Source organism: Hymenobacter sp. YIM 151500-1, assembly GCF_025979885.1.
Taxonomy (GTDB): domain Bacteria; phylum Bacteroidota; class Bacteroidia; order Cytophagales; family Hymenobacteraceae; genus Hymenobacter.
Window position 1 is genome coordinate 4,355,047 of record NZ_CP110139.1, and the last position, 11,966, is coordinate 4,367,012.

Consider the following 11,966-nt stretch of genomic DNA (forward strand, 5'->3'; position numbering starts at 1 on the left):
CTGACTGGCAATGAACAAGTTCATCACCACGATTAAGAACATTTTTGCGATTGAAGATCTGCGGATGCGGATCTTCAATACGCTTTTTTTCATTGCCATCTATCGGCTGGGTTCTTACGTGGTGCTGCCCGGAGTTGATCCGACGCGGCTAAAGGACAGCGCAGGTGGTGTGCTTGGTATTCTGGACACGCTACTTGGCGGTGCTTTCAGCAACGCCTCGATCTTCGCTCTGGGCATTATGCCCTACATCTCGGCCTCTATTGTGCTGCAACTGCTCACAATTGCCGTTCCTTATTTTCAGAAGCTTCAAAAGGAGGGAGAGTCGGGACGTAAGAAGATCAACCAGTACACGCGCATTCTCACCATCCCGATTGTAGCACTGCAGTCAGTGGGCTTCATTGCAACCATCAACGCCGAAGCCATTACCAATCCCGGGGTTTTCTTTACCGTCTCGACGGCCATTATCGTGACAGCGGGTACGCTGTTTTGCATGTGGCTGGGAGAAAAGATTACTGATAAAGGGATTGGCAACGGTATTTCGATGCTGATTATGATTGGCATCGTGTCACGTCTACCCGGTGCTATCATTGGGGAAGCAGCAGCTCGTACCATGCGTGGCTCGCTTATCTTTTTGATTGAGCTGGTAGTGCTGTTCCTGGTGGTAATGGCTGTGATTATCCTAACGCAGGCGGTTCGTCAGATTCCGGTGCAGTACGCCAAACAGGTAGGTGGTGCCGCGCAGCTTAGCTCGCAGCGGCAGTACATTCCGATGAAAGTGAATGCTGCTGGCGTAATGCCCATCATCTTCGCTCAATCATTGATGTTTGTGCCCGCCATTGCAGCATCGGCCTGGAATAAAGACAGTGAAACTGCTGGTCTGATCGGCACTTGGTTCCAGCCTGACCATTTGGTGTACAACATTGTCTTCGGTCTGCTTATCATCATCTTCACCTACTTCTACACGGCTATCAGCGTTAATCCCAACCAGATTGCGGATGATTTGAAGCGGAGCGGTGGATTTATTCCGGGAGTGAAGCCAGGCCGGGACACGTCGGAATTTATTGATGAAGTGTTGACGCGCATTACGCTGCCCGGTGCTGTGGCCTTGGCTATTATTGCCATTCTTCCCTCATTGGCTAAAGTAGCGGGAGTTACTACCGGTTTTGCTCAGTTCTATGGCGGTACTTCGCTCATCATCATGGTGGGAGTAGTGCTGGACACAGTGAATCAAGTGAAGAGCTATCTGCTCATGCGGCATTACGACGGCATGATGAAGACTGGCAAGGTGCGGGGCCGCTCCCAAAATATTGCCCTCGCTTCGTAAAGATGATTTTTTACAAGACCGAGGAAGAAATAGAATTGATGCGGGCCAGTGCGCGAGTGTTGGCCCGAGCCCACGGTGAGGTGGCCAGCATGATTCGGGAAGGAATCACCACCCGTGAGCTAGATAAGCGTGCGGAGGAGTTTATTCGCGACAATGGTGCCCATCCCGCTTTCAAAGGAGTACCGGCGTCTAGCAAAGGATTTCCCGATTTTCCGGGGAGTCTCTGCATCTCGCCTAACTCGGTAGTAGTGCACGGATTTCCGGGCGACTATACCTTGAAAAGCGGCGACATCGTGTCAATAGATTGCGGAGTGCTGCTGAATGGCTACCACTCCGATAGTGCTTACACTTACCCAGTAGGGGAGGTGGCGCCTGAGGTGCTCAAATTGCTGGCAGAAACCAAAAAGTCGCTTTACCTCGGCATCGAGCAAGCGGTGGCGGGCAACCGAATGGGTGACGTCAGCTATGCCATTCAGAACCATGTTGAGAAACAAGGATACGGAGTGGTGCGCGAGTTGGTAGGCCACGGCATCGGCAAGAAACTGCACGAGCGGCCGGAAGTACCTAATTACGGTAAGCGCGGCGCAGGCCTAAAGTTACAGACCGGTCTTACACTGGCCATTGAGCCCATGGTGAACTTAGGCAAAAAGGATGTGGTGCAAGAGAAGGATGGCTGGACCATCCGGACCAAGGACCTGAAACCCTCGGCGCACTTTGAGCACACGGTAGTTGTTCGCAAAGAAAAGGCGGAAATTCTTACCTCCTTCGAATACATAGAAAAAGCCCTACAGTAGCCTTATGGCCAAACAAACTTCCATTGAGCAGGACGGTGTTATCCTGGAAGCCCTCTCCAACGCCATGTTCCGCGTGGAGCTGGAGAACGGTCACCAGCTGATTGCCCACATCTCGGGTAAGATGCGGATGCACTACATCAAGATTCTGCCGGGAGATAAGGTGAAGCTGGAAATGTCGCCTTACGACTTGTCGAAAGGCCGAATCGTTTACCGTTACAAATAGAGGGTCACTAGGGACTTGGGGTCTTAGGTCTTGGCTGACGTTCTGACAGCTAAAAGGCAACAGGCCTCGATTCCGCACCTAAGACCCCAAGTCTCTAAGCCTCCTAAGTTTCTTTACCTCATGAAAGTCAAAGCGTCCGTTAAGAAGCGCAGCGTCGACTGTAAGGTGATTCGCCGTAAAGGCAAGCTTTACGTCATCAACAAGAAGAACCCCCGCTATAAGCAGCGGCAGGGGTAGTCAACTGGAAGTTGGGGACTTAGGGCCTGGAGGACTTGGTTTTTAAAGGAAAACAGTCCTGAAGAAGCCACGTCCCCATGACCCTAACTCGCCAAAAACCCAAATTCAACACATGGCTCGTATTGCAGGGGTAGATATCCCAGACAACAAGCGCGGCGAAATTGCGCTGACCTACATCTTCGGCATTGGTCGTGCCTCGGCCCAACAGATTCTTGCTAAAGCAGGCGTTGACCTGAATAAGAAGGTGCGGGAGTGGACGGAAGCCGAAGCCGGCGAAATCCGCGGCGTAATTGCCGCCGAATACAAGACTGAAGGTGTGCTACGCTCGGAAGTGCAGCTGAACATCAAGCGTCTGATGGACATCGGTTGTTACCGGGGTCTGCGTCACCGCAAAGGTCTGCCGGTTCGGGGTCAGCGCACCAAGAACAACTCGCGTACCCGCAAGGGCAAGCGCAAGACTGTTGCTGGCAAGAAGAAGGCTACTAAATAATTCATAGCGGAAATCAGAATTAATTAATAATTGATAATTAGTAATTAAGAATTGGCCGGTAGTCTGAAATATGTGGAAAGACCGTAAACCAGAATTCTTAATTACTAATTGTCAGTTATTAATTAATCCTAACACCTTCCGCGGTTTTTTGCGATAACCAAATGGCACAAAAGAGAAAAGACAAAGCCAAAAAGCGCGTTGTCGTTGTTGAGCCGATAGGCCAAGTTCACATCAAGGCTTCGTTCAACAACATCATTATCTCCATCACCAACAACAACGGCCAGGTGATTTCCTGGGCTTCGGCTGGTAAGATGGGGTTCCGGGGTTCCAAGAAGAATACGCCCTACGCCGCGCAGATGGCCATGACCGACTGCGGCAAAGTGGCTCACGACCTGGGTCTGCGCAAGGCCGAGGTATTCGTGAAAGGTCCGGGCGCGGGCCGCGAGTCGGCTATTCGTACGCTGGGTAACGTGGGTATTGAGGTAACGACCATCAAGGACGTGACGCCGCTGCCCCATAATGGCTGCCGTCCTCCCAAACGTCGTCGCGTTTGATTTACTGAGCAGGCTCGCCGCAAGGCGGGCTACCGGTGTCGGGTTCTGGTGGCGCCCTGTATCCCCTGCAAGGAGCGCCGCAAGAGGCCGACACACGCGGTTCAACCCCCTCAACCCTCAACAACTCCGAAATGGCACGTTATACTGGTCCTAAAACCAAGATTGCCCGTCGCTTCAATGAGCCGATTTTCGGCCCGAGCAAGGCACTCACCAAGAAAGCATATCCTCCCGGCCAGCACGGCCGCGGCCGTCGTAAGAAGCAAAGCGAGTACGCTGTCCAGTTGATGGAAAAGCAGAAAGTGAAGTATATGTACGGCGTGCTGGAAAAGCAGTTCGAGAACCTGTTCCATAAGGCCGCCACGATGCCCGGTATCACCGGCGACAACCTGCTGGCCCTACTCGAATCGCGCCTCGACAATACGGTGTACCGCCTGGGCATTGCCCCCACGCGCCGCGCCGCCCGCCAGCTGGTGCTGCACAAGCACATCACCGTAAACGGGGAGATTGTCAACATTGCTTCGTACAAGCTCCGCGCCGGCGACGTTATAGCCGTGCGTGAGAAGTCGAAGTCGCTGGAAGCCATTACCACGAGCCTGAGCGCCCGCAACGCCCGCGCTTTCTCGTGGCTGGAATGGGACGGCAAAGAAATGACGGGCAAGTTTATCGCTGCCCCCTCGCGTGACCTGATTCCGGAGAAAATCACGGAGCAGCTCATTGTCGAGTTGTACTCGAAGTAATAGGGAGAGCGGCCCGGCAGTCCGGGCCGTTTCTCTGCTTCGAATGTTTACTAAAAGGATTTACGGTATTGGGTATTAGGTATTAGGACCATTGAAGCGTCTTACTACCTGATACCTTTTACTCAATACTAAAAAACGCCCCACTTATGTCAATCTTAGCTTTTCAAATGCCGGAGAAAGTGGTAATGGAGAAATCCGACGACTTTTACGGAACGTTTGAATTTAAACCGCTGGAGAAAGGCTACGGCGTCACGATCGGCAACGCTCTGCGCCGCATCCTGCTGTCGTCGCTGGAGGGCTATGCCATCACGTCGGTTCGCACCAACAGCGTGCTGCACGAGTTCATGACCATTGAAGGGGTGATTGAGGACATGTCCGAAATCATCCTGAACCTAAAGCAGGTTCGCTTCAAGAAAGTGAGCGACGCCATTGAGGACAAAATCACGGTGCGCATCAAAGGGCAGGACACTTTCTCGGCCGGCGACATCAACAAGTTCACGAGCGGCTTCCAGGTGCTGAACCCGGAGCTAGTCATCTGCCACGTGGACCCCGGCACTGAGCTGGAGTTTGAGTTCACGATTCAGAAAGGCCGCGGCTACGTGCCGGCCGAAGAAAATAAGCCCACCGACCAGGTGTTTGGGCAAATTGCCATCGACGCCATCTTCACGCCCATCAAAAACGTGAAGTACAGCATCGAAAACACCCGTGTGGAGCAGAAGACCGACTACGAGAAGTTGCTCATCGAAATCCACACCGACGGCTCTATTCACCCGGAGGACGCGCTGAAAGGCGCCGCCAACATTCTGATTCAGCACTTCATGCTGTTCTCGGACAGCACCATGACCTTTGAAACGGCCAAGGCTGAGGAAGAGGAAACCGTGGACGAGGAAACCCTGCACATGCGCAAGGTGCTGAAGACTCCACTGGCCGATATGGACCTAAGCGTGCGCGCCTACAACTGCCTGAAAGCCGCCGACATCAAAACCCTCGGCGACCTGGTGCAGCTGGACATGGCCGATATGATGAAGTTCCGCAACTTCGGTAAGAAGTCGCTGACCGAGCTGGAAAACCTCGTGGAGGAAAAAGGCCTGACCTTCGGGATGGACCTGAGCAAGTACAAGCTCGACGAAGAATAGTCTTGAATGTGCGAAATGTGGTGAATGTGGCATAATGTGCGAAATGCACAGCTGGCTACTTCACCACATTTTTCACATTCTGTACATTTGCCCACATTTTTCACATTTTTCAATCGGTGAGCCCTGAGGGGCGGCGGTTCTAATGTGAAGGCAGCGCCGTAGCTGACTTTCCGCCGTGGTCGTCGTCCGCAAGCTCATCCTTTTCTCTTTTTTATGCGTCACGGTAAAACCATCAACCACCTGGGCCGCACGGCCTCGCACCGCAACGCCATGTTGTCGAACATGGCCTCGTCGCTGATTCTGCACAAGCGTATCACCACGACGGTGGCCAAAGCCAAGGCGCTGCGTAAGTTTGTGGAGCCCCTCCTGACCAAATCGAAGAACGATACGACGCACTCGCGCCGTCTGGTGTTCTCGGAGCTGGGCAACAAGGAGGTACTGAAAGAGCTGTTCGGCACGGTGGCGGCCCGCGTGGCTACGCGCCCCGGCGGCTACACCCGCATCATCAAGCTGAGCCAGAGCCGCTTGGGCGACAACGCCGAGATGTGCATCATTGAGCTGGTGGACTTCAACGAAACCTTGCTGGAAGCCAAAAGCGGCGGCGAAGCCAAAGCTTCGACCACGCGCCGCTCGCGCCGTAGCGGGGGCAGCAAGAAAGCTGCTGAAGGTACGGCGGCCGCTGCTCCAGTAGCTGCTGCATCAGAAGCTGCTCCGGCTCCGACTACGGAAGTTTCGGCTCCCGAAGACACTCCGACGGATACGCTGAGCGAAGGCGAAACCCGTGACGAAGTGAAAGGCGACGAGTCGGCTTCGTAAGCGAAACCGCTTTATGGAATGCTAAAAGGACGCACCAGCCGGTGCGTCCTTTTTCAGTTATAGCAGCTTCCAGAACGATGTAGAGACGCAAGATTTTGCGTCTCCTCGTTGCGAACAGCACGGCTGGAACATCAACCGAGCAGACGGCGCGGACGACGAGACGCAAATCTTGCGTCTCTACATCGTTCTGGAAACTGCTAACGAGTAGGGTAGTGCTGGTGAAAGCAGGAGGGGTGTTCTGCGTTTTCGGGGTGTGATACCGGAGTGACGGAATGCGGGCGGTATGTGTGGGGTAAAAGTCCTGAATGAGTACCTTGCCGCCTCGATTCGCTGCCAAAGTGCCTAGCGCCGGGGCAGCGGGTGCGCGGAAGCTACCAATCTTCAACCCAACCTACTTTTCCATGAGCATTATCACCGAAATCCACGCCCGTCAGATTTTCGATTCCCGCGGCAACCCCACCGTGGAAGTGGACGTGACCACCGAAAACGGCACTGTGGGCCGCGCCGCCGTGCCCTCGGGCGCCAGCACCGGCAAGCACGAAGCCGTGGAGCTGCGCGACGACGACAAAAGCCAGTATATGGGCAAGGGCGTGCTGAAGGCGGTGGAAAACGTGAACAGCAAGATTGCCGAAGAGCTGATTGGCTTCTCGGTGTTTGAGCAGGGCCTGCTCGACAAGATTATGCTGGAGCTGGACGGTACGCCCAACAAAGCCAACCTGGGCGCCAACGCCATCCTGGGGGCTTCGCTGGCCATTGCCCGCGCCGCAGCCCAGGAAGCAGGAATGCCGCTGTACCGCTACGTGGGCGGCGTGAATGCCACCACCTTACCGGTGCCGATGATGAATATTCTGAACGGCGGGTCCCACGCCGACAACTCCATCGACTTCCAGGAGTTCATGATTATGCCGGTGGGCGCGGCCAGCTTCTCGGAGGCCATGCGCTGGGGCTCGGAAATCTTCCACCACCTCAAGAGCGTGCTCAAAAAGCAGGGCCTGAGCACCAACGTGGGCGACGAAGGCGGCTTTGCACCCAACATTCGCTCCAACGAAGACGCCATCAAGGTGGTGCTGCAAGCCATTGAAACTGCGGGCTACCGGCCGGGCGAGGACGTAATGATTGCCATGGATGCGGCCGTGTCGGAGTTTTATGAAGACGGCGTGTACCACTTCAAGAAGAGCACCGGCGACAAGCTGACCTCGCAGGACATGGTAAACTACTGGGCCGACTGGGTGCGGAAGTACCCCATCATCAGCATCGAGGACGGCATGGACGAGGACGACTGGGCTGGCTGGAAGAGCCTGACTGACACCGTAGGCAAGCAGGTGCAGCTGGTAGGCGACGACCTGTTTGTGACCAACGTGAACCGCTTGCAGCGCGGCATCGACGAGCAGGTGGCCAATGCCATTCTCATCAAGGTAAACCAGATTGGCACGCTCACCGAAACCATCGACGCCATCAACCTGGGCCGCCGCCACGGCTACAAGAGCATTATGAGCCACCGCTCGGGCGAAACCGAGGACAACACCATTGCCGACCTGGCCGTGGCCCTGAACACCGGCCAGATTAAGACCGGCTCGGCCTCCCGCTCCGACCGGATGGCCAAGTACAACCAGCTGCTGCGCATTGAGGAAGAGCTGGGCGAAGTGGCCTACTTCCCCGGCCGCAAGATGTAAAGCGCAGATTGGGCATATTCTGTTGATTGCACTGATATAGGCGTGCAGCTTAAAAAAACAGCACCGCGGCCCGGCCGCGGTGCTGTTTTTTTAGTCTGGTTATTCAATGAAAGCACGATATTTGTGAGTGCCGCCGCGCGGGCGTTTCGGCGGCGCTATTTTCAGTTTCGTATGAATATTCTGAGCCGGTTTCCCCGCTTTCTGCGCAGTTTTTATTTTCTGACCGGCCTGGCCTTTCTGGTCTGGATGTTTCTGTTCGATGCCAACGACTTTATAAAGCAGTACGACATGTACGTGAAGTACCAGGAGCTGCGCGACGAGCAAGCGTACTACCTGGACAATATCGAAACGGTGAAGAAAGAGCGGGCCGAGCTGCTGAGCAGCCCGGAGCTGCTGGAGAAGTTTGCCCGTGAGAAATACATTATGAAACGCCCCGGTGAAGACGTGTTTATTCTGGTGCCCCACCAGGAAGAAGGCCAGTAGCCGCCCCGCTTATTCTGCTTTGTAGTTGCCGCCAGTCCGTGCCTTTTCCGAAGCGCTGAGACTGGCATTGCTGTTTATTCTCTTTTTCTCTCCCCACATTTTACCGTATGACCCAACTCTACTGCTGTTTTAAACGAACGTATTTCCTGCTGGTTAGCCTGCTGCTCTGGCTGGGGGCGGCGGTGCCGGCCGCCGCGCAAACGTACCAGGTGCCAGCTGCCGGGACGCTGGCCTTCACTACCTGCGGCGGCGTGCTCTACGATAATGGCGGCCCCAACGGCATGTACTCGCCCAATGCCAACGGCTCCGTAACCCTCACGCCCGCCACGCCCGGCAACAAAATCCGGCTCCAGTTCACCTTGTTTAGCCTGGAGCAGGGCTACGACTACCTGTACATCTACGACGGCCTGGACGCTACGGCGCCGCTGATTGGCATATACGACTCGCAGAACCCCGGCACGGTGTACGCCACCAATAGCGCCGGGGCCCTCACCGTACGCTTCACCAGCGACAATTCGTGGGAGCTGAGCGGCTTTGCCGCCGACATTGCCTGCGTCACGACCGTGCCCCAGGCTGACCTGGCTATTCAGGGAGCTTCGGCCCAGCCGCTGGCCGTGGTGGCCGGCAATCAGCTGAGCGTAAACTGCACGGTGTACAACCTGTCGGGTACACTGGCGCAGAGCAGCACCGTGGGCTATTACCTGTCGACGGACGCAACGCTGAGCCAGAACGACCAACTGCTAGGTAGTTCTACGGGTGGGCCACTGGCCAGCAACCAGTCGGCCTACCGCGCCAGCTCCCTGACCTTGCCCGCCGCCACGCCCACGGGCAGCTACTACCTGCTGTTTGCGGCCGACCACCAAAACGTGGTAAACGAAAGCAACGAGGCCAACAACGTAGCCAGCATTTCCATCAATGTGGTGCCGTCGATGGTGGATTTGCTGATTCAGCAAGCCAGTGTGGCCACGCCCAACACGGCTCCCGGCAACGTGCTGGCTCTTTCCTGCTACGTCGCCAACCAGGGCAATGCTACGGCGCAGAACAGCAGCGTCGGGTTCTACTTATCGGCCGATGCCGTGCTCGACGCCAACGACCAGCTGCTGACCTCGGTGTTTGGGGGCCAGCTCACGCCCACCTACAACCAGTACCGCGCGGTGTCGACCAACGTGCCGGCGGGCACCGCGCCGGGCAGCTACTACGTGCTGTTTGTGGCCGATTACCAGAGCATCGTTCAGGAAAGCAACGAGGCCAACAACACGGCGGCCGTGCCCATCGTGGTGGCGCCGCCGAGCCTGGACCTGGTGGTGCAGCAAGCCCAACTCAACCAAAGCACCGTAGCCGCGGGGGCAACCCTTAGCTCCACAGCGTACGTTGTGAACCAGGGTAACACCACAGCCCAGAGCAGTAGCCTGGGCATCTATCTGTCGACGGACGCGACGCTCAGCACCAACGACCAGCTGCTGACGGCGGTAACGGTGCCACAACTTTTGGGCAACCAGGGAGCCAGCCTTTATCCGCAGATTCCGCTGCCGGGCACTGTGGCACCGGGCAGCTACCACGTGCTGTTCGTGGCCGACTATCAGAACACAGTAGGCGAAACCAACGAGGCCAACAACGTGCGCAGCCAGCCGCTGACCGTGCTGGCGCCCAGCGTTGACTTGCTGATGCAGCAGGTGTTTGTGAACCCCGCCACCACGGTAGCCGGGGCTTCGGTTTCGGTGAGCAGCTACGTGTACAACCTGGGCAACTCCTCGGCTGCGTCTTCCACTGTTGGCTACTATCTGTCCACCGACAATGTGCTGAGTGCCAATGATATTCTGGTGGGCAGCACGTTCGGGGGCAGTCTGGCCGGGGGCGGCTCCACTACCCGCTTCGGCACCCTGACCATCCCCGCTAGTCTGGCCACCGGCACGTACTACGTGTTTAGCGTGGTGGACTACCAGAACCAGGTTTCGGAAACCAACGAGGCCAACAACGCGGCCAGTGCCAGCCTCACCCTCGTGGCGCCGGGCGTCGATTTGAGCGTAAGTCAACCGGGCCTGTACCGCAACTCGGTGGGCGCGGGTGCTCAGCTGGCTGCCTACGTAACGGTGCACAACCAGGGCAACATTGCCACGTCGAGCAGCAGCGTGGGCTTTTATCTCTCCGCCGATGCCACGCTTAGCACCAACGATGTACTGCTGAACGGAGCCTTTGGGGGCTATCTGGCGGCCGGCACTTCCTCCCAGCGTACCACCAGCTTCACGGTGCCGGCGGGCACCGCGCCGGGCCTCTACTACGTGCTGTTCGTGGCCGACTATCAGAATGCCGTGGCAGAAACCAACGAAACAAACAACTTGGCCTCCGTGACATTAACCGTGACGGCGCCCTTTAATGGTACCGTAGTGCCCTTCTCGGGTACGGCTTCCATTACCACCTGCGGTACCACCGTGTACGACCACGCCGGCACCGACGAGTACGACGACTATGCCAGCGGCACGCTCGTCATCAATCCCGGCACACCCGGCAGCCAGGTGCAGCTGATTTTTAGCCTGCTGGAAGTGGAGAGCTGCTGCGACGCGCTTATCATTTACAACGGCTCCAGCACGGCTGCGCCCGTTCTGGGCCGCTACACCCGCAACCCCGGCGTGGTTACGGCCTCCAACGGCTCGGGAGCCCTGACGCTGCAGTTTGTTTCGGATGGCAGCGTGACCTACGACGGCTTCCAGGCCACGGTGTCGTGCGTGACGGGAAGCACCACGCTGCCCGACCTGCTTATCCGGCAGGCTACCTTATCGACGGCTACGGCGCTGCGCGGCTCTATCGTGACGGCCAGCTGCGAGTTGCTCAACCAAGGCGCGGTAGCCGCTGGGCAGAGTGCCACCGGCTACTACCTGTCGACGGATGCGGTGTTCAGCCCCGACGACGTGCTGCTCGGCAACTCCCAGGCGGGCTCGTTGACGAGTGGCTTCTGGCAGGCGCAGGCGGCTACGCTTATCATCCCGCCCACTACGCCGGCCGGCAACTACCACGTGCTGTTTGTGGCTGACTACGTAGGAAACTTGGCCGAAAGCAACGAGAACAACAACGTGGCCGCCCGCAGCCTGGCCGTCACCATCGTGCAAGGCACCCACGACGACCAGCTAGCTGGCCTTTCCCTGCGCGTTTTCCCGAACCCCACGGCCGGCAGCCAGCACCTTACGGTGCAGCTCGACGGCGCCGGCAATGGCAAAGCCGCCGACCTGCGCCTCTACGACGCGCTGGGCCGCGAGGTGGCGCAGCAGCAGTTGACTCTTGGGCCCCGCCGGTCTACGGCTACCTTCGATGCGACGCGCCTGAGCCGCGGCATCTACGTGCTCCGCCTGACGGGAGAGGGGTTGAATGCCACCCGCCGCGTGGTGGTGGAGTAGCGGCAACTCGAGCGAGTAGAACGCCCATTAAGGCAACCAGAGCAACCCACGGCGGTGGTAGGCAAAGTAGCCTGCCACCGCTGTACTGCGTTAAGACGATGCCACAGAAA

General features: G+C 57.1%; 12 protein-coding genes. All 12 read left to right on the top strand.

The window, feature by feature from the left end:
- Positions 1-10: 10 nt before the first annotated feature.
- The 12 genes from secY (at position 11) to OIS53_RS18215 (ending at position 11,856) form a co-directional block, all read left to right on the top strand.
- The gene (gene secY, locus OIS53_RS18160) at positions 11-1,324 is read left to right on the top strand and encodes a preprotein translocase subunit SecY (RefSeq protein WP_264679987.1); all 1,314 of its coding nucleotides are present in this window, start codon (positions 11-13) and stop codon (positions 1,322-1,324) included.
- A gap of 2 nt (positions 1,325-1,326) precedes the next feature.
- A complete protein-coding gene (gene map / locus OIS53_RS18165) occupies positions 1,327-2,118 on the top strand; it encodes a type I methionyl aminopeptidase (protein WP_264679988.1) in 792 nt (263 codons plus the stop codon).
- 4 nt (positions 2,119-2,122) lie between these two features.
- Positions 2,123-2,341: a translation initiation factor IF-1 gene (infA, locus tag OIS53_RS18170; RefSeq protein WP_022822146.1), complete on the top strand. Its 219-nt coding sequence runs from the start codon at positions 2,123-2,125 to the stop codon at positions 2,339-2,341.
- A gap of 120 nt (positions 2,342-2,461) precedes the next feature.
- The gene (gene rpmJ, locus OIS53_RS18175; RefSeq protein ID WP_071890035.1) at positions 2,462-2,578 is read left to right on the top strand and encodes a 50S ribosomal protein L36; all 117 of its coding nucleotides are present in this window, start codon (positions 2,462-2,464) and stop codon (positions 2,576-2,578) included.
- Between the two features lie 112 nt (positions 2,579-2,690).
- Positions 2,691-3,068, top strand: a complete 378-nt coding sequence (gene rpsM / locus OIS53_RS18180; protein ID WP_264679989.1) for a 30S ribosomal protein S13 — start codon at positions 2,691-2,693, stop codon at positions 3,066-3,068.
- Positions 3,069-3,229: 161 nt separating this feature from the next.
- The gene (rpsK, locus tag OIS53_RS18185) at positions 3,230-3,622 is read left to right on the top strand and encodes a 30S ribosomal protein S11 (protein WP_264679990.1); all 393 of its coding nucleotides are present in this window, start codon (positions 3,230-3,232) and stop codon (positions 3,620-3,622) included.
- A 131-nt stretch (positions 3,623-3,753) separates the two neighbouring features.
- Positions 3,754-4,359, top strand: coding sequence for a 30S ribosomal protein S4 (gene rpsD / locus OIS53_RS18190; RefSeq protein WP_264679991.1), 606 nt, complete (start codon positions 3,754-3,756; stop codon positions 4,357-4,359).
- Positions 4,360-4,505: 146 nt separating this feature from the next.
- Positions 4,506-5,495, top strand: coding sequence for a DNA-directed RNA polymerase subunit alpha (locus tag OIS53_RS18195; protein ID WP_264679992.1), 990 nt, complete (start codon positions 4,506-4,508; stop codon positions 5,493-5,495).
- A gap of 213 nt (positions 5,496-5,708) precedes the next feature.
- Positions 5,709-6,311, top strand: a complete 603-nt coding sequence (rplQ, locus tag OIS53_RS18200; protein WP_264679993.1) for a 50S ribosomal protein L17 — start codon at positions 5,709-5,711, stop codon at positions 6,309-6,311.
- A gap of 401 nt (positions 6,312-6,712) precedes the next feature.
- Complete coding sequence (gene eno / locus OIS53_RS18205) at positions 6,713-7,984, top strand: phosphopyruvate hydratase (RefSeq protein WP_264679994.1); 1,272 nt, start codon at positions 6,713-6,715, stop codon at positions 7,982-7,984.
- A 171-nt stretch (positions 7,985-8,155) separates the two neighbouring features.
- On the top strand, positions 8,156-8,467 hold the full coding sequence (locus OIS53_RS18210) for an FtsB family cell division protein (RefSeq protein ID WP_264679995.1): 312 nt from the start codon (positions 8,156-8,158) through the stop codon (positions 8,465-8,467).
- Between the two features lie 107 nt (positions 8,468-8,574).
- Positions 8,575-11,856 (top strand): CARDB domain-containing protein, encoded by a 3,282-nt coding sequence (locus OIS53_RS18215; protein WP_264679996.1) that lies wholly within the window; start codon positions 8,575-8,577, stop codon positions 11,854-11,856.
- Positions 11,857-11,966: the final 110 nt, after the last annotated feature.